This is a genomic window from Erythrobacter sp. S249 (assembly GCF_057364975.1).
Map to the genome: position 1 here is coordinate 2,751,041 of NZ_CP200287.1, position 18,773 is coordinate 2,769,813.

15 protein-coding genes are annotated in these 18,773 nt (G+C 59.3%); 5 read left to right on the top strand and 10 right to left on the bottom strand.

The window, feature by feature from the left end:
* Positions 1-35 precede the first annotated feature (35 nt).
* Positions 36-2,894 carry a TonB-dependent receptor domain-containing protein gene (locus AC0V6V_RS12950; protein WP_486165759.1) on the top strand — a complete coding sequence of 953 codons (2,859 nt, stop codon included), beginning with the start codon at positions 36-38 and terminating at the stop codon, positions 2,892-2,894.
* Here the strand turns inward: AC0V6V_RS12950 and AC0V6V_RS12955 are convergent.
* The 3 genes from AC0V6V_RS12955 to AC0V6V_RS12965 form a co-directional block, all read right to left on the bottom strand.
* Positions 2,891-3,703, bottom strand: coding sequence for an esterase/lipase family protein (locus AC0V6V_RS12955; RefSeq protein WP_486165760.1), 813 nt, complete (start codon positions 3,701-3,703; stop codon positions 2,891-2,893). The genes AC0V6V_RS12950 and AC0V6V_RS12955 overlap by 4 nt on opposite strands.
* Complete coding sequence (locus tag AC0V6V_RS12960) at positions 3,703-5,259, bottom strand: WS/DGAT/MGAT family O-acyltransferase (protein ID WP_486165761.1); 1,557 nt, start codon at positions 5,257-5,259, stop codon at positions 3,703-3,705. Before AC0V6V_RS12960 ends, AC0V6V_RS12955 begins: the two co-directional genes overlap by 1 nt.
* A gap of 194 nt (positions 5,260-5,453) precedes the next feature.
* Positions 5,454-6,662, bottom strand: coding sequence for a BaiN/RdsA family NAD(P)/FAD-dependent oxidoreductase (locus AC0V6V_RS12965; protein WP_486165762.1), 1,209 nt, complete (start codon positions 6,660-6,662; stop codon positions 5,454-5,456).
* 79 nt (positions 6,663-6,741) lie between these two features.
* Here AC0V6V_RS12965 and uvrC point away from each other — a divergent pair, with 79 nt between their 5' ends.
* Positions 6,742-8,685: an excinuclease ABC subunit UvrC gene (uvrC, locus tag AC0V6V_RS12970; RefSeq protein WP_486165763.1), complete on the top strand. Its 1,944-nt coding sequence runs from the start codon at positions 6,742-6,744 to the stop codon at positions 8,683-8,685.
* A gap of 167 nt (positions 8,686-8,852) precedes the next feature.
* Entirely contained in the window at positions 8,853-10,451 is a 1,599-nt protein-coding gene (locus AC0V6V_RS12975; RefSeq protein ID WP_486165764.1) for an AbgT family transporter, read from the top strand.
* 61 nt (positions 10,452-10,512) lie between these two features.
* Here AC0V6V_RS12975 and AC0V6V_RS12980 read toward each other — a convergent pair whose 3' ends face one another.
* From AC0V6V_RS12980 to AC0V6V_RS12995, 4 genes are all read right to left on the bottom strand, one after another.
* Positions 10,513-11,424, bottom strand: coding sequence for an OmpA family protein (locus AC0V6V_RS12980; RefSeq protein WP_486165765.1), 912 nt, complete (start codon positions 11,422-11,424; stop codon positions 10,513-10,515).
* A gap of 356 nt (positions 11,425-11,780) precedes the next feature.
* A complete protein-coding gene (locus AC0V6V_RS12985; protein WP_486165766.1) occupies positions 11,781-12,242 on the bottom strand; it encodes a GtrA family protein in 462 nt (153 codons plus the stop codon).
* Between the two features lie 15 nt (positions 12,243-12,257).
* Positions 12,258-12,944, bottom strand: coding sequence for a ferritin-like domain-containing protein (locus tag AC0V6V_RS12990; protein ID WP_486165767.1), 687 nt, complete (start codon positions 12,942-12,944; stop codon positions 12,258-12,260).
* A 198-nt stretch (positions 12,945-13,142) separates the two neighbouring features.
* Complete coding sequence (locus AC0V6V_RS12995; RefSeq protein ID WP_486166363.1) at positions 13,143-13,529, bottom strand: hypothetical protein; 387 nt, start codon at positions 13,527-13,529, stop codon at positions 13,143-13,145.
* A 365-nt stretch (positions 13,530-13,894) separates the two neighbouring features.
* Here AC0V6V_RS12995 and AC0V6V_RS13000 point away from each other — a divergent pair, with 365 nt between their 5' ends.
* Positions 13,895-14,761 (top strand): LysR family transcriptional regulator, encoded by an 867-nt coding sequence (locus AC0V6V_RS13000; RefSeq protein WP_486165769.1) that lies wholly within the window; start codon positions 13,895-13,897, stop codon positions 14,759-14,761.
* Positions 14,762-14,858: 97 nt separating this feature from the next.
* Here the strand turns inward: AC0V6V_RS13000 and AC0V6V_RS13005 are convergent, their stop codons facing one another.
* A complete protein-coding gene (locus tag AC0V6V_RS13005) occupies positions 14,859-16,382 on the bottom strand; it encodes a spinster family MFS transporter (protein ID WP_486165770.1) in 1,524 nt (507 codons plus the stop codon).
* A gap of 116 nt (positions 16,383-16,498) precedes the next feature.
* On the opposite strand from AC0V6V_RS13005, the gene AC0V6V_RS13010 reads away from it, so the two are divergent.
* Complete coding sequence (locus tag AC0V6V_RS13010; RefSeq protein ID WP_486166364.1) at positions 16,499-17,092, top strand: hypothetical protein; 594 nt, start codon at positions 16,499-16,501, stop codon at positions 17,090-17,092.
* Positions 17,093-17,196: 104 nt separating this feature from the next.
* Here the strand turns inward: AC0V6V_RS13010 and AC0V6V_RS13015 are convergent, their stop codons facing one another.
* Both AC0V6V_RS13015 and AC0V6V_RS13020 read right to left on the bottom strand, forming a co-directional pair.
* Positions 17,197-17,811, bottom strand: a complete 615-nt coding sequence (locus AC0V6V_RS13015; protein ID WP_486165772.1) for a superoxide dismutase — start codon at positions 17,809-17,811, stop codon at positions 17,197-17,199.
* Between the two features lie 221 nt (positions 17,812-18,032).
* Positions 18,033-18,695 carry a hypothetical protein gene (locus AC0V6V_RS13020; RefSeq protein WP_486165773.1) on the bottom strand — a complete coding sequence of 221 codons (663 nt, stop codon included), beginning with the start codon at positions 18,693-18,695 and terminating at the stop codon, positions 18,033-18,035.
* Between the last annotated feature and the right edge of the window lie 78 nt (positions 18,696-18,773).

Genomic DNA, 18,773 nt, shown 5'->3' on the forward strand with positions numbered 1-18,773 from the left:
TTGTCTGAGGGCACCCGATGTCTGAAGAGGACCAAATGAAATTCTCCCAACTCCTTTTGTCCGGGGCTAGTCTCGCCGGATTGGCCAGCTTGGCCGCCTCACCCGCATTGGCTCAGCAACAGCGCGATGTGCCCGAAAGCGAACAGTCCGATATCGAACTCGGCACGACCGGCGGCACGCCTTCTGGCGGCGAAATTGTTGTTCAGGGGCGGCGTCTGCGCGGTCAATTGGATGTTGAACAGGCCCCACTGTTGGAGCTGAATGAGGATGATATCGCTGGTGAGGGGGTTACCTCGATTGCCGATCTGGTGACACAGGTTACCAATCAGACCGGCTCTGCGCGCGGGCGCGGCGGCGGCGGACGGCCGGTAATTTTGGTCAATGGCATTCGTATCGGCAGTTTCCGCGAGCTGCGATCCTATCCGCCTGAAGCACTCGAGAAAGTCGAAGTGTTCCCCGAGGAGGTAGCGCAGCGGTTTGGCTTTTCGCCTGATCGCCGGGTGGTGAACCTCATTCTGAAGGATAATTATTTCAGCCGCGAGATTGAGCTGGAATTTGAAGGGCCCTCTAGCGGCGGATATATCGCGCTGGAACAAGAGCTGGGTTTTCTGAAGATTGCCGATGGCGGGCGGTTTAACGCGAATTTTGAAGCGCGAGATCTTTCCCTGCTGACGGAAAGCGAGCGCGATCTGATCCAGACGCCGGGCTCCATTTCTGAACTGGCGAGTGATCCCGACCAAGCGGAGTTTCGTTCTTTGATCGCGGATAGCCTGCAATTGGAAGGCAGCGTGAGCTGGGCCAAGGCCTTGGTTGACAGCGGCACATCGCTTAGCGCCAATCTCAATTACACTCGCAATCAAAGCCGCAGTCTGTCCGGCCTCAATATCGTCGAGCTGGATGATGGCGCGGGCAATACGCTGCTGCGGACATTTGGCGAGGAGGACCCGCTGGAGCGGCGTGTGTCGATCGACACCTACGAAGCATCCGGCTCCTTGACCCGCCCACTTGGCGCATTCCGCCTGACCGCGACTTTCGATGGCAGTCGGATCGACAGCGAAACGGAAATCGACCAGCGCTTTGATACGCAGGCGCTCCAGGACGCGGCCTTGGCGGGCACGCTGGCGCTCGACGGAACTTTGCCGACCTCAGCGGAGGCGGGCTTTGAAACGGCGCGCTCGCGCAGTTGGACGGCAACCTCGAAAGTGACCGCGCGCGGTCCGCTGGCTGACTTACCGGGCGGCGAATTGCTCGCGACCTTCGATGCCGGATACAGTTGGGACCGCATTGAAAGCAGTGACACTCGTTCGGTTGTTGACGCGCGCCTGACGCGCGGCGATCTGGAGGGCGGGGTCAATCTCGTCATCCCGATAACCAGCACCCGCACGGGTTTTGCAGATGCAATCGGCAGCTTTACCCTCAACGCACAATTTGGCGCCAATTACCTGTCAGACTTTGGAACCTTAACGGATTGGACCGCCGGTCTCGTTTGGGCTCCGACCGACAATCTCGACTTGACTGCCACCTATATTGAGCGCGAAGTCGCCCCGTCACTGGGCAATCTCGGCAATCCAGAGATCATTACGCTCAACACGCCCGTGTTCGACTTTGTGAACGGCGAGACTGTGCTGGCGAGCGTGATCACGGGCGGCAATCCTAATCTGTTGGCTGAGACCCAGCGCGACTGGCGTTTTGCGGCCAATTGGTCACTGCCGTTCTTGCGCGGGTCCCGGCTGGGCGTCGAATACATCCGCAATCGCTCCGATGACGTGACCAGCGATTTTCCGGCGCTAACCGAGGAAATTGAGAACGCCTTTGCCGATCGTGTGACGCGTGATGCGGGCGGCACCTTGGTGGCGCTGGATAGCCGCGCAGTGACCTTTGCAGAAACCCGCGCGGAGCGGCTGCAGTTCACATTTTCCACGCGCGGCAGTTTTGGCGGGTCAAGTGCTGCAGCTGGCGGTGGTGGCCGCGGCGGACCTCCTGCTGCAGGCGGGCCTCCAGCCGGCGGCAGGCCTGATGGAGCAGGCCGTAGAGGCGGCGGCGCAGGCGGCCCACCGACCGCTGAGCAACGCGAGCAATTCATGGCGTTCCGGACGCGCATCTGCGCCGATGATGGACTGGATGTGCTCACCCGTCTGGTCGCAGCGGTTGAAGCTGGCGAAGACACCTCGGACATTCTGCCGAGCTTCGATCCAGAGCGTTTTGGCCGGATGCTATCACGCGCTCGCGATGAAAATGGCGAGATCACGCCAGAGCGGATGGCTGAGTTCCGCACGCGCTTTTGCAGCATGGATCCCGCGATGATGCGCGGAGGCGGCAGAGGCGGAGAACAAGCTGGCGCGGCGCAGGGCGGCAGACCGCAAGGTGCAGGCGGAGCGCCCCGCAATCCATTGACCGGCGGCTTTGGCCGCGACGGACGCGGACGCTATTTCGTAAACCTCACGCATACGCTTGAACTGGCGAATGAAATCCTGATCGCGCCGGGATTGGAACCGCTCGATCTGCTGGATGGCGATGCCACCGGTTCCTTTGGTCAGGCGCGCAATGCGACCCGGCTGGAGGCGGGCATTTTCCGCAATGGCATGGGGATGCGCATTTCGGGCCGCTACACGGGCAGCGCTCGGATTGATGGATCGGCCTTGCTTGGGTCGCCGGATCTGTTTTTCGATGACCTTGCGACCGTCGATTTGCGCGTGTTCGCGGATCTTGGCCGGATATTGGGCAAAGATCAGGGCTTCCTAAAAGGCTTCCGTATCGCTTTGCGCGCAGACAACATCTTTGACGCGCGCCGCAGAGTGACCGACAGCAATGGTGAAACGCCAATCAATTTCCAACCGCAACTGATCGACCCAACCGGCAGGTTCGTTGGCATCGACTTTAGAAAGGTGTTCTAAACGTCGAGTTTGGGAAACATCCAGCGGCGCATCGCGCTTGGTTTGAACGGCTTCCAACTGCCCTCTTTCTGGGCCAGCCGGTCAGCCATGGCGATCATCACCGATGGGTTTACGCCTAGTCCTAAGTGGCTGGCGTAAACCTCGATATTCTCGCTCGGGAACTCGCCCTTTTTCTGCACGGAGCCGCGCCAGTGAACCACGCCGTCGGTCTTGGTCAGGATTGACGTCGTCGGCACCGGCGGGGCGACATCCAGCCCCTGGAACTGTCCGCCGCGCAGATGCTCGGGCTCATCGCCGTTGAAGAATTTGAACAGGCGCGCCGCGCTGGTGTGGTTGCGATCATCAGAGATCGGGCTGCCTAGGCTGATCACCAGACGCACCTTTTCTGGATGCAATTTCGCCAGCTCGCGCGCTAGCACACCGCCTAGGCTCCAGCCGATTAGAGAAACCTTGCGGCCCGTGTTCTCAAACAGCTCCTTCAGCTGCGCTTCGATCACTTGCAACAGCTCTTCATTGACGCGGACATTGCGGCCCGCGTCCCAGCCATGCGCATCATAGCCCAAGTCCCTCAGCAGGCGGCGCATTGGCACGGTTGAGCTGTTGGTCGCCATGAAGCCGGGCAGGACCATGACAGCATGGCCATCACCCTTGGGTAGCTGCGACAGCATCGGGCGCGAGGCATAAAACGCGCCCAGCTCAAAGAAGGCGCGGCCTTCGGTCAGCGTCCAGAAGCGGTGCGGCGGCTTCGCCTTCGTTTCCTCGAGAAATCGATCTGCTTCCATGGCTGAATTTGGTGCGATGCTCGCCATTATGCTTTCTTCCCAACCCGTTTTTGTGGTGTTTTGCGTTTTGTTTTTGTTGCCGGTTTCTTGGCCGACGCTCGTTTCGCCGCTGTCTTTTTGGCTGGCGCCTTCTTTGCTCGCGCTCGTGTCGTCGCCTTCTTCTTTGGTGCCGGTTTGCCGGCCGCAGATGCCGCCGCCAGCAGCTCTTCATAGCTGTCTTGCAGGCACTGCGAGTAAAATTCTGGGTCCGGCATGATATCGCGGCACGCGGTGAAGCTAATGTATGCCTCATCGACATAGCTCTGCACGACATGGGCCAGGCCCAACCCATCGGTCAGGCAAATGAGAGAAAGCGCCATGCTCTCCATTCGCGCCCCTGATGAATAGATATGTACGGGCGGCCCGGGGACATTGGTCACCACTGTGTTGAACGGCATGGCGAGCTTGTGCGCGATGCTGACCCGGCTGAACAATTGCGCGCCCAGCGCCATGTAAAGCGCGGGATTGACCTTGCTCACCTCGGTCATGGTGCGCGCGCCCAGCGCGTTCGTCATGGCTTTTGAATTGCTGGTCTGGCCATAGACATATTCCAGCCGCTCTTTCGGATCGGCGATATGCGTGCCCAGGGGTGCGACCATGGCGGCGACCTGATTGCCCATATCGCCCTTCTCATCCTTGGAGCGGACGGAGATCGGCGCCATGGCCGTCATCGTCGATTTGGGCAGATCATCCTTGGATGTGAGGTATTTGTGAAGCGCGCCGCCGATTACCGCAATCGCCACATCATTGACCTTCGCATCAGGCACGAGCGTGCGGATCGACTTGAATTTGTCGAGCGGGAACGCGCAGCCTTCAACAACGCGGTGCGGCGAAATCGAGCGGTTAAAGCGGGTGCGCGGGGGCACCATGTCGGTGCTGAGCTTGAAATCGCGCGCAATCAGGCCTTTGATCGCGCTGGCCACGCCGGGAAGGGATTGCGCCGCGACCTGCGCCTGTTTCAGCGGGTTGAGCAGCGCATTGATATAGGATTTACCTAGCAGTTCCGCTGGGCCCGGCACCTTTTCCGGTTTCCACGTGTCGGCCTTTTTCAGCGGCTCGACATCGGGCGTCATCGTATGGAGCGCCTCCATCAGATCAATCCCGCTCATCCCATCAATCGCGGCGTGATGGACCTTAGTCACAAAGGCAAAGCAGCCGGGCGGATAGCCGCGAACATTGTCGAGCCCCTCAATCACGGTGAATTCCCACGGCGGGCGGTTGAGGTCTAGCGGGCGAGCGTGGATGCGCGCGGACTGAATGCACAGCTGGCGCCAATCGCCGGGCTTGGGAAGGGCGACGTGGCGGACATGATATTCCAGATCGAAATCGGGATCCTCGATCCAATACGGATAATCCAAGTCAAAGGGCACGCGAACGAGCCGCTGGCGCATGGTTTTGGAGAGCTGCATCCGGCCTTCGATGAAGCTGAGGATGTCTTTAAAGCGGACAAACCCGCCGGGCGCCGTTTCCGGATTGTAGATCAACACGCTGCCGATGTGCATCGGCGAATTTGGCGATTCCAGCGCTACGAACGATGAATCCATGCCTTGCAATTGGCGCAAGGTGTTCTCCCGCTTTTGTCTGTCCTATCGCTTCACTGCTTGAGGACAACCAACCCAAGACCGGGCGGTTTCGACCTATTTTTAGGCTCTATGAACAAGCGCTATAGACATTTCCTGTGCGAGACAACCTGCCGCGCGCGGTAGGTCTTGCCCTTAGGTAAGGTGGTTTTGTAATATTATGACTCGGCGATTGCTTCTGCGGCTGCCACTCCGCTGGCCCAGGCCCATTGGAAATTGTACCCGCCCAGCCAGCCTGTCACATCCACAGCCTCGCCGATGAAATACAATCCCGGCACGTTCTTCGCCTCCAGCGTTTTGGAGGAAAGCTCGTTTGTCGCAACGCCGCCTATCGTCACCTCGGCCTTGGCGAAGCCTTCGGTGCCGTTGGGGGTGAAGCGCCAATCGGCGAGTTTGCGCTGAGCCTCTTGCAGTGCCTTGTCGGGCACATTGCCAAATTCACGTTCAATGTTCAGCCGTTCAGCAAGCGCATCGGCAAGCCGGGCGGGCAAGTGCTCACGCAGAGCGCTGCGGATGGTGGCGCGCGGGTTCTTGGCCTTCAGATCGACCAGCCAATTGCGATCCATCGCTGGCAGGAATTCGATCCCGATTTCCTCGCCATGCTTCCAATAGGATGAGACTTGCAGGATCGCCGGGCCGGACAGGCCGCGGTGAGTGAACAGCGCGGCTTCTTCAAATTCGACCTTTGACTTCTTGACGCCAGTGCGCGCTGTCACCGGCGCAGAAACACCGGACAATTCGCGGAACAATACGTCCTCACCGCCGAGTGTCAGCGGGACGAGGGCAGGGCGCGGCTCCACGACTTTCAGGCCAAATTGCCGCGCCAGCTCATAAGCGTAGTCCGTTGCGCCCATTTTCGGGATCGACGGCCCGCCGGTCGCCACCACCAGCGATTTTGCGCGCATCGCCTGACCGTTCGCTTTGACTGCAAACTCGCCGCCATCTTCCACCACATCGCTGACATGCGCATCGCACAGCACATCAACTTGTCCGCCGTGCTGTGCCGCCTTGCCGCATTCATCGAGCAGCATTTCCACGATCTGCTTGGCTGATCCATCGCAGAACAATTGCCCCAGCGTCTTCTCGTGCCAGGCAATGCCATAGCTGTTCACCAGATCGATGAAATCTTGCGGCGTGTACCGGCTGAGCGCAGATTTAGCGAAATGCGGATTGGCGGAGAGGTAATTCGCCGCAGTCGTGCGCGAATTGGTGAAATTGCAGCGCCCACCGCCTGAAATAAGGATCTTCTTGCCCGGCGCATTCGCCTTTTCCAGCACAGCCACGCGTTTGCCGCGCTTGCCCGCCTCTGCCGCGCACATCAGCCCGGCGGCGCCCGCGCCCAGAACGATCACATCATATTCTTGCATGGCCGCACCGATAGGCGGGTGTGCAAGCAATGCCAATCACGCATTGCCAATCGCGCAGTGCGGTCCCTATCTGATGGGCATGGCCCGGACACCTGCTGGCACCTCTGACAATCCCCACGGGGCGGACCGCTTTAATGAAGAGCGGGCGGCCTATACCGTGTCGAGTGCACAGCCGAATCTGGAAGCTGGCGTTACCGCGATCAGGGAGACGGTGAAGACCCTGAAACCGATCCCCGGCGTTTACCGCATGCTCGATACGCGCGGCGATGTGCTGTATGTCGGCAAGGCGCGTAGCCTCAAGGCGCGGGTGGCGAATTACACTCAGGTCAATGGCCTCTCTGGCCGGTTGCAACGCATGGTCAGCCAGTGCCGCGCGATGGAGATCATCACCACCAATTCCGAGGCTGAGGCGCTGCTGCTCGAGGCGCAGCTGATCAAGCGGTTTCGCCCGCCGTTCAACGTATTGCTGCGCGATGATAAGAGCTTTCCCTTCATCCTGCTGCGAAGCGATCATGAGTTTCCGCGCATCCACAAGCATCGCGGCGCGCGCAAGGCGAAGGGCAATTATTACGGGCCGTTTGCCAGCGCGGGCAGCGTGAACACCACGCTCAATGCGCTGCAAAAGCTGTTCCTGCTGCGGTCTTGCACCGACAGCTTCTTCAAGAACCGCGACCGGCCATGCCTGCTGTATCAGATCAAACGGTGTTCCGCGCCGTGCGTTGGGCGGATCAGCGAGCTGGATTATGACAAGCTCGTTGATCAGGCGAAGAACTTCCTCGCGGGCAAATCCGGGCAGGTTCAGCAAGATCTGGAAAAGCAGATGGCGAAGGCGGCGGAGGAGCTTGATTTTGAGACTGCCGCAATCCTGCGCGACCGATTGCGCGCGGCGACATTCATTCAAGGCAGCCAAGCGATCAACGCCAGCGGCGTGGGCGATGCCGATGTCTTCGCGCTCCATGCGAAAGGCGGGCAGGTCGGCATCCAGGCTTTCTTCATTCGCGGCGGACAGAATTGGGGGCACCGCGCGTTCTTCCCAACCCATACGAAGGGCGTGGAGGAGGATCAGATCCTCTCCAACGTGATCCTGCAGTTCTATGAGGAAGTGCCGCCGCCGCCGATGATCCTGGTTGATCGGGAGTTGCCAGAAAGCGAGCTGATCGAAGCGGCGCTATCTGAAGTCGCTGACAAGAAGGTCGCGCTGTCCGTCCCGCAACGCGGCGACCGGCGCAAGCTGATGGAGCAGGCGAGCCGCAATGCGGTGGAGGCGCTGGAACGGCGGCTGGCCGAGACCGGCACGCGCGCCAAAACCAACCGCGAAATGGCCGAATTTCTGGAGCTGGACGCCCCGCCGCAGCGGGTCGAGATCTACGACAACAGCCATATTCAAGGCGCGAAGGCTGTCGGCGCAATGGTGGTGGCCGGGCCGGAAGGCTTTGAAAAGTCGCAATATCGCAAGTTCAACATCAAGTCCGCGCAGACCAATGACGACTACGCGATGATGCGCGAGGTGATGGAGCGAAGGTTTACCCGCGCGATGAAGGACGACCCGGACCGGGAGCGTGAAGGCGTGTGGCCCGACCTTGTCCTGCTCGATGGGGGCAAGGGACAGATGTCGAGCGTGCAGGAAGTGCTGGGTGAGCTCGGCATTGAAGATCTGGCCGTGATCGCGATTGCCAAGGGCCCGCATCATGGCCGCGAGGGACGCGAGGTGTTCCACTTCCCCGACGGGCGAGAGAAGATGCTGCCGACCAACTCGCCGGTGCTGTACCATTTGCAAAACCTGCGCGACGAGGTTCACCGCTACGCCATCGGCGCGCACCGGGCGAAGCGATCCAAAGCGATCACCGCCTCTCCGCTGGATGAGATCCCCGGCATCGGGCCTGCAAGAAAGCGCGCGCTGCTGCTGCATTTCGGCACGGCCAGCAAGGTACGGGCCGCATCGCTGCAAGACCTCCAACGCGCGCCCGGCGTCAGCGATGCAGTGGCGCAGACGATCTATGATTTCTACCACGCGGGTGGGTGAGCGTGTGGCACCATAGGGTAGTCTATGGATTCCCACATTCTCCAAAATGGCCAGCGGGGTTCTTTCGTCACGACATCACCCCTTGCCATGCGCCTCTAAGCCCCTATCGATCTTGCGTTCATCTTCGCAAGATTATCACGGGTAATCCCAACTGACCGGAGCAATCCATGAGCGAACTTCCCGCCACCACTGACGAGCACACCCAAGGCAAGCGCAACGCCTTCACCCGTTTTCTTGATGGGGTCGAATGGCTTGGCAATCTGCTGCCGCATCCGGTCACTTTGTTTGCGGTGCTGGCGGTTGGGATTGTGCTGCTGTCTGGCCTGCTTGGTTGGATGGGTGTCGCGGTGGAAGATCCGCGCCCGCTCGGCGCGAAGGGTGTGGCCGAGGATGGGATGATCCGCGCGGTCAGCCTGATGGACGGCGATGGCATCCGCCGCATCTTTACCGGCCTGGTCGACAATTTTACCGGCTTTGCCCCGCTGGGCGTGGTGCTTGTCGCGATGCTCGGCGTTGGTGTGGCGGAGAAATCCGGCCTGCTGTCCGCCGCGGTGCGCAGCATGGTGCTCAATGCCCCGCCAAAGCTCGTGACGGTCGCGATTGTGTTTGCAGGCATCGTCTCCAACACGGCCTCTGAGGTCGGTTATGTGGTCCTGATCCCGCTTGCCGGCGCGATATTCTATGCGCTGGGACGCCATCCGCTGGCCGGTATGGCCGCCGCCTTTGCCGGGGTGTCCGGCGGCTATAGCGCGAACCTGCTGATCGGCACGATCGATCCATTGCTCGCCGGTATCACGCAAGAGGCCGCTCGCCTGATCGCCCCGGACTACACTGTGGTCGCTACGGCCAATTGGTATTTCATGATGGCCTCCACGGTCCTCATCACGCTGATCGGCTCGCTGGTCACGATTTACATCGTGGAGCCGAAGCTCGGCAAATATGATTCCTCGCTGGCTGATCCGACGATCTTGGATGACCGGATGATGGAACAGGTGAGCGCTGATGAGCGCAAGGGGCTGCGCTGGGCGGGCCTGGCGCTGCTGGGCGTGCTGGGGTTGATGGCGCTGACGCTGCTGCCGGAATGGGGCGTGCTGCGGAATCCCGATGATGGTGATCGGATCGACAGCCCATTCTTCGATGGTTTCGTCGTTTGGATCCTGATTTTCTTCGTCGCGCTTGGTTATGCCTATGGCCGCGCGGTGGGGACGATGAAGACTGACCGCGATATCATCGACGCGATGGCCGCCGCGCTCTCCTCGCTCGGCCTCTACATCGTGCTGGTGTTCTTTGCCGCGCAATTCGTTGCCTTCTTTGGCTGGACCAATCTGGGCGCGATCACCGCGGTAACGGGCGCGAATTTCCTAGTTGAGACCGGGATGACGGGACCGGGGATTTTCTTCATGTTCATCATCCTGTGCGCGCTCATTAACCTGTCTCTTGGCTCAGCCTCGGCGCAATGGGCCGTGACCGCGCCGATTTTCGTGCCGATGCTGATGCTGGTGGGATATTCGCCAGAAGTGATTCAGGCGGCCTATCGGATTGGCGACAGCACCACCAATATCATCACCCCGATGATGAGCTATTTCGGGCTAATCCTGGCCTGGGCAACGCGGTATAAGAGCGATCTGGGCGTGGGCACGATGATCGCGATGATGCTGCCCTATTCGATGTTCTTCATCGCGTTTTGGTCGGTGTTTTTCTATCTCTGGACCTTTGTGTTCGGTCTGCCAGTGGGGCCGGGCTCGCCCACGTTCTATGCGCCATAAAAAACGGGGCAGGCCGCAAAGCCTGCCCCGCATTTTTCAATCGGAGAGAGTGTGGCCGGAATTAAAGGCCTTCGACGCTCTTGCTGACCAAGACGTTCACTGCAACGCGGCGGTTTTGCGCCTTACCCTGTGGGGTTGAGTTGTCAGCTGCCGGATCGGCTTCCGCCATGCCGGTTGGGGTCAGCATGCGATATGGCTTCCAACCACACTGTTGCTGGAGATAGTTCACAACGCGGCTGGCGCGCTTTTCGCTCAGCTCTTGGTTGATCTCATAGCTGCCGGTTGAGTCGGTGTAGCCGACGACCAGAAGCAGCGCGTTGTCCATCGTATTGGCTTGCTCAGCCGCGCTGCAGAGCTCGGCGCGCGCCTGGCTGGAAAGATTGTACCGGCCAGTGTCAAAATAGACATTGGTGGTGCCTCTGATGTTGTATTGATCGATGTCACCAAAGCGGCCGCGCAGCGCCTCTGTAGCGGCGGCGTTCTTCGAGATTGCCGCGCCTTGCTCGCCGAACTGCTGCTCGGTGCCGTTGCGGATCATCGAGGCGGTGCGCAGATCCTTGTTCTTCAGGTTAACGCGGGTGGCGACAAGACCGCCAGCCCATTCAACCGTCTTCACCGTTACTGGCAGGCCGTTGAGCAATTGCTCAGAGCCCAGCTTGTCACGGCTGAGACCCAGGAAGCCGCCCTTGGCGCGGATCTCGGTGCCATCGCTCAGGCGGATCGCTGTGCGTGAACCATCAACCGTCGTGACTTGAAACTCACCATCGCGGCGGGCTGAGATAAAGCCATCAATTTCTGGTCCTTCTGGCATGCCCGACAGATCAGCAGGCGGTGAGCCAGTGACCGTGGTCAGCACTTCGCCCTGTTGGGCAGGAACCGGCATAGGCTCTTGGCCGATTGCGCCGCTTGCCATGGGCAGGGCGATCACAGCCGACAGGAAAAGAGCGGTATGCTTCTTTGAAATGGCAGTCATTAAAGTACTCCTCAAAACTATGGCAGCCAGCCGTTCGTCGTCTCGGCATTTCGTAGACCGCCCCCTGTGATGGCGTGTCTGGCTGCTAAAGCCCCCTCGAAAATTCTTGCACAACATGTGCGCTTGAATGCCGCTTTCCAGGCGACATGTGACGCCTGACTGTCACTCAAACCTTTCTCCCAGATGAACAGAATGGTCAGTTTTGTTAGTTGTACGGGTCGTTTGACCGCTTGCTGCGACGAACCGTTGCGACGAACCGTTGCGCAATTGGCGATTGGATTGGCTTTGTCACAATTCATCGAGCGGCACGCGTTGGAAGAGAGAATCGCTGCCAGATGCTCCGGAGCAAGCGGCCGCTAGACCCGGCGGAAGTTCCACACGGCGTTGAGCACGAACACCAGCAGCCCCGCGACAACGGACACCAACACGCGCGCGACCATATAGTCGATGGGGGTCAGCGCCAGCATCACCGCCATCAGCGCCATAGTCACGGCAAGGCCAATCGCGCCATTGAACAGGAATAGAGCATATCCGCTGGCCAGCGCGCGTTCGGTCCCGCGGAAAATCCAGCTCCTGCCCAGGAAATAATGCAAGGTGTTAGCCACGGCGAAACCGATGCCAGAGGCAATGATCTTTCCCATCCCAGCGCGCTCGACCAGCAGCCACAGCACGCCAAGCCCGATCAGGAAGACCCCGGTGCTAACTACGGTGTTGCGCATCAGCATCCATCCGACCCGTACCTTAAGCAGGCGCGTGATCAGGCTGCCGCGCGGGCGGTCATCGGGTGTGTTTTCGGTAGGCTCTGCCGTTTCGCTCACTCTGGGTGCGTTTCGTTAGGTCGCGGAGCGCAGCCGGTCGGAATAGCGATCCGGGTCTTGCTCGCCGTCATCGGCCCACACGTCCTTGCGCGTCACAAACGGGTTGAGGAACAGGATCGGCAATTTCAGAAACAGCAGCTCTGAATGGATAAAGCCGTCAACCGTGCGCTCCCACCATTTCGGCTCGCGCTTGGCATTGTCGCGCAGCCAGCCGTCATAGGGCGCCCAATGGCTTGGTTCGTCCCGCTCGATCACTTTGAAGATCTTCACCAAGGCGGGGTCGGATTTCACAAAGGGGTTCTTCAGCAAAATCTCGATCTGTTTGTACCCGCGCTTTTCCGTCAGAGAGATGACCCGGCACAATCGCTCAAACAGTTCATCACGCTCGATCACCGCCTGCGTATCGAGCTTGTCGATCGGGGTGCCAAACATGATCTCGATAAAGCGATCAATATGGCCAAAGGTGCGGTCGAGGTGGATCGGATGCTTGCCTTGAAGCTCAAACCAGCGCTTGAACATGACGTAATGCTTGCGCTCATCCGCGCGGTGTTTCTCGATCATGGTGATCAGCGGATCGCCCGGTTCACAGCGCGCCCGCACAGCCTCCAGCACGCGGTCGAGCGCGGTGTATCCGCGATGCTCATTATAGATGTAGATTGACCCGAGAAGGTCCAGGTAGCGCCGGCGAAACCAATCGATCATGCCATTCTCCTATAGAGGTAGGGTACGGCAAAAGCGGTGACTGACAAAGCTATGGCGCTGATACCGTAGCGCCCTGATCAATCTGTGCACGAAAACGCGGCCGAAAGCCAGAGTTTCCGTACCGCTCCCGGTGCAAAGGCTGAAGCTGCCTGCCGGGAAACCGCCGCAAGTTAGATCCCTACGACATAAAGCCCGGCGTCAGTCTTTCTCTGCGTAGAGATAGACATAGGTCTTGAGGTGACGGCGATTAAAGCGACCGATTTCCTCAACAATGTCGGTCTCAGTCTTTCGGAACTCCGACCGATCGGAAGGAGAGGTAAAGTAAAGAACGCCGACCGCATCTGGTTGTTCGATACCCGCTGCACGTTCAACGTAGATGCGCGCTTCACGTCGCCAGCCAGAGGCGCGTGTTAATGCCAGATCGTCGATGCTATCCTCGTGTCTCTCGCGTTCGGCCAGAGACGTTTCACCGTTTGAATAGCTCAGTTTGATGACATATCCGCGCCCGCTTGCGTCTTGAGGGAGCGCGGGATTTTCCTCCAACCGGTTGAATTCACCGGCAGCCAAGAAGCTTGGCGCTGGCACCGATCGATCAGAAACAATCGCCGTGAGTTCCTTTAGCAGATCACTCCCAACATCGGAGCATCGCAGCAAGGCAAATCGACCAACTGATGGCAGGCTCCTAGGTCCACGCTGCTCGGTGACGCGACCTTGGCGAAGCAAAGTGCATGCGTGATCGCCAGGCAGAGAAAGAGATTGGCCCGAATGGGCGAACAGGACTCCGGTCGTTGTGGACGATGACACATCGGTCGTGCTTGTGCACCCTGGCACAATGCAGACACAAAGAATGGAAAGAAGTAGCCGCATAAATCCTCCTGTTTCGTGCCTAGCATCGATACGGGCACATCTGGTGGATTTACATTTTGACTCTATGGTTCATAATTGAACCAATGGATCGCTGGCCAGACTACGAACTCATCATTGCGCTATCCCAAGGGCGAACGTTGCGAAAAGCTGCAGCGCTGCTGGGTTTGTCGCACGCGACGGTCTCCAGGAGGCTATCGCGGCTTGACGCCCAATTTTCTGAACCCTTGTTTGAGAAAAGCTCTGATGGATATGTTCGCACAAGTCTGGGCGACGCATTGTTCGATGCCGCCCAAAAGATGGACGAGTGTTCACGTGTTGCGGTGGACAAATGCCGCGAGCGACAAGGTGATGTGAAATCGGAGGTGCGATTTTCTTGCACCGATAGCCACGCGCGTTACCTTCTTGATAATGCACTGGAACGCTTTCAGACAGAAAACCCGGATGTCAGACTTAATCTGGTGGTCTCGTCGACCTTGGCGGATCTTGATCGGAGCGAAGCGGATGTTGTGTTGAGGTGTGCTGAAGCTCCGCCAGAACATCTGGTTGGCCGGGCACTCTTCCCGCTTAGCTACGGTTTTTATGTTCATAAGGACTGTTCTGACGCGGACATTGCCGGCCTTTCTTGGATTGCTCATGCAACCGATTGGGACCCACGGTCAGACAACAGGCTGAGCAAGAGGCTGCGCGCGCTGACTGTTTCCACGATTTCTTCCAGCGTGATGCACCGGGCAAGATGTGTGGGCAGAAAAGCCGGGCTTGCCTACTTGCCGTGTTTTGTCGGCAACGCCGATCCTTCACTCCGTCGCCTGAGCGAAACAGAAATAGACCGCACTCGGCGCTTGTGGCTGCTTACTCATCCTCGTGTGAAAGACATTCAGCGCGTCTCGGCCTTCATGCAGTTTCTCTACCCGGCGCTCGCATCAAAAAAGGAGCTTTGTGCTGGTCTCTAACAACCTCGACATCTGCGGCTCAGTCGCTCAATCAATGGCCTACGTGCTGCAAAAAATGCGAGAGCAGTCGGCCTGCCAATGCCGCAAAAGTAACCCCTCACTCTTGTGAATTGGCAACCATGTCGCGCTGAAGCGTGCGGCCCGCCAATAGGTAATGCAGGGCCGCCCAGCCATAAATGCAGCTGAAGATCACAATCGACCACTGAAGCCCGCGCGCTTCCGCACTGGAGCATGCTTCCATCGCCTCCAGCTCTGAGCCGCCGAGCAGCGCCTTCGCATCAGCGCCAAGCGAAAGCAGTGGCTTGCACGTCTCCAGCGTAAGTCCGAGCGCTTGCCCGTCGAGGAACATAGTCTTGAGGACAGTCGAGAGCACGCCAATTACCGGCGGGCCAAGGCCGTAGCCGAGCAAGTTGACCACAAACAAAGTGATCGCAACCGATGTTGCGCGCATCCTGCTATCGACCACTCCGCCTGAGACCGCATACATCGGCCCGAGGTAGAAATAGTGGATCATCGCGGCAATCATCAGCGCCGGCACCGCCAGCCAGAGGTTAGGCATTAAGAAGCCAAATGCGTAGAGCGGCACGGATGCTCCCATGCCAATCGCGGGCAGCCACGAGAGCGCATTGGGATACTTTTGGGACATCTTGTCCGCCAGCCATCCGGAACTGAACACGCCAATCGCCGCCATAATTCCCAAGACAACCCCGTAGAGCAAAGAGGCCTCTTGGATCGTGAGGCCGTGCGTGCGCAGCAGGAATGAGGTGGTGAACTGCGCAACGCCGTAGCCGACGAAAGAAGCGAGCGTCGCACCGAACACAATGTGCCGGTAAGCTGGCTTCTTGGCCAAAACCGCCAGCGCCTCTTTGAAGCTGGCCTTTTCCAGGCCTTGTAGCGCAGCAGGATCGGTGTAGCCGCGCGGCGGCTCTTTAATGCTGCGCCAAACGATCAGTCCTAACAGCAATCCTGGCAATCCAACCACGACAAAGGCCACCCGCCAGCCTTCGACTTGTGACCAGTCCAGATCGCCAAATAGAGAGCCGATGCCGATTGAATTCACAAACGCGCCGTATTGCGCGCCGTCTAGCCCAGCCAGCTGACCGCCGAAAACCGAGGCGAGCATTCCGCCGAGCGGCACGCCCAGAGCGTAGACCGAAACGGCGGTCGCGCGGCGGGATGGCTTGAAATAATCCGCAATCAAAGACTGAGCGGGCGGGGTGCAACCGGCCTCACCAATGCTGACGCCAATTCGGAACAGGAACAGCATCATAAACGACATCGCAAACCCGCACAGAGCCGTGAACAGGCTCCAGATGACAACGGCAGCCGAGATGATAGCCACACGGTTGTAGCGCTCTGCGCCGCGCGCAATTGGGATGCCGATGAAGGTGTAAAGGACGGCGAAGGCAGGCCCGCCGAGCAAGCCCATTTGCCAATCTTCCAGCCCAAAGGTGAGCTTGATTGGCTCCGTCAGAATATTGATGATCGTGCGATCAATGAAATTGAAGATATACACGATGAGCAAGGCGCTCAGAACATAAGCGCGGTAGCCAGGCGTTCCGAAACCTTCGGAGGCAGGAGGAGCCGCACCTGTCGGTGCGTGCACAGTCGCTTCGGCCATCAATTTCTCCCAAACAGCATTCGTCGATGTTAGGCCGAGTGGTTCTCAGCGCCATCACCGCGCAGCTTTTTTGCTTGCCCGCACCTTCTGAGCATTTGTGCCAGAGGTAAAGCCCCATGACGCGGCGCGCGGTTTCTGCGGCGAGAATGGTCAGTGATGGGGGTAGGTTAGTAGGCGCTTTCCTACACATCACCCATGCGCTTATCGCTGAGGGCATGAAGTTCTATCCGCCGCGCGTTTCTCAGCCTCGCAAGCCGCCCAGGCGCATTCCGCCGTTTTACGCCGTACCGGTGAAACAGCGTGTGGACGGCTGGACGCCACTGAGGCAGGCGGAGTTTATCGGCTGGCTTGCGCAAACGCGCTCAGTGACGGATGCGGCGCGCAGGGTCTCTATGGCGCGCGAAAGTGCTTACCGGTTGCGGACGCAAATATGGTCGGAGAGTTTCTGCACGGCGTGGGATGCGGCGCTCGCAAAGGAATGGCAGCCGTGCGATATTGGGACGGCGCCTGATGCTGTTTTGGGTGCGCTGCCAAAAGTCACACTTCGCGAGCTGGAATGGCGCATTGAGAGCGGCATTTGGCGGGTGATTTTGCGCGGCGGTAAATATGTCGGAGTACGCCAAAAGCCCGACAATTCTGCGCTTTTGGCGCATCTTGCGCGCTGTCCAGTATCGCTGGGTGATTGCCGCCAGCAGGCAGCGTCACGATGAAAAGTCACACTTTTGAAAAGCGTATCTGCGTTCCAAAAAAGCCCCCACTCCGCGCTGGGCGGAGCAGGGGCTGTTTCGCTCACATTGCTGTGATCGTGTTCGGCTTAGGCCGGGTAGACCCAGGCTGTGCCGCGAGCGAGGTTCTCAGATGCGAAGGCCCAGTTGAGCTTCGAGCCGACAACCGCGTCGAGATAGGCCGGACGCTTGTTCTGATGGTCGAGGTAATAGGCGTGCTCCCACACGTCGACGACCAGCAGCGGGTTGACGCCGTCTTGGTCAGCCAGCGTGTCGCCATCGTGGGTTTCCTCGATGGTGAGCGCGCCGTCCTTCTCAGCCAGCCAGACCCAGCCGCTGGCGAAGTGGCCAGCACCGCGGGCTTTGAGCTGTTCCTTGAGCTCGTCGACAGAGCCGAATGCGGCGTCGATCTTGGCTTTGAGCTCGTCCGATGGTGCGGTCTCGGTCGCCGCCATGGAATGCCAGTAGAACCCGTGGTTCCACGTTTGCGCGGCGTTGTTGAACAGCCCTTGGTTGCTGCCGCGGGCGGCGCCAACGATCGCTTCGAGCGAGGCATTGGCGTGATCGGTGCCGTCAATCGCGGCGTTCATCTTGTCGATATAGGCCTGATGGTGCTTGCCGTGGTGAAACGACAGTGTCTCGGCCGAAACGGCGGGTGCAAGTGCGGTGTCTGCGTAAGGTAAGTCGATGAGTTTGAAAGCCACTTTGGTCCCTCTCTTATGGAATCTGGATCGCTATAGGGACAATGCACGGCGTGGGTAAAGGTTGCATAGCAATTGGAATTGGATGTCTGCGGTGCGAGCAGCAGGGGCTTGCCGCAACAGCCCATGCTGAGTGCAGAGCGGAGCTAGCGCTGGATCAGGAAACGGATCGGCCTGTCAATCGCAATTGGATTGGTGGCGGATGTGACGGTAAAGACGTTGGTTCAAGGGCTGAGCGGCGCGGTAAATCCGTCGGCCATCTCACCCACCAAGGCCAGTCCTTCGATTGTATGCATCTCAGCGCCTGCAATCACGCCGCCAGCCGCAAACAGACCGGAAAACGGGCCACCGGTGATCAACTCAACCTGACGCATACCATCCGCGCGTTGCTGGCGTTGAAGCTCTGCAAACCTGTGGGCTGCGGTATCAGTCGAACTCATGGTGAACTGTGGAAGCTCAGTGGGGACCTCGGTGCCATAGGGGTCCTGCGCAGTGTTCATGCCGGGTTGGCCCGTGGGCTGACGCAGCGGAAGATCAACCGCAAGCTGCTGAGCAGCAGTGGTGAAAGGAGAAGCTTTGTAGGTATCAAGCGAGCTTTGGAACTGCCCTTGTTGGCGCGGGCCAAGCTGGCTCATCACAGCAGCCTCGAGGTCGGCAGCGCTGAAGCCGTCGGTCATGCCGGTGGCCTGATACGTCCCGGCCGAAATGCTCTGCATCGCCATATCGACGCTGGCGGCGAGGCGGTCAGTCTCCAAGCCCGCCGGGCCGGTGGAGGAGCCGATCAGATTGTCGGCCATCTCAGCAGCGCTGATCCCATCAGAGCCAGAACCGGATTGGCCGGGGCCGACCCCAGATACGCCGTTATTGCCGCCTTCGATGCTTGCCACGTGCCATGCTCCTGATTGCTCTGATGCTTACGCGCTGTGTTATCAGGAGGCGGACGGGCGGGGCATCTGCAAAACGTA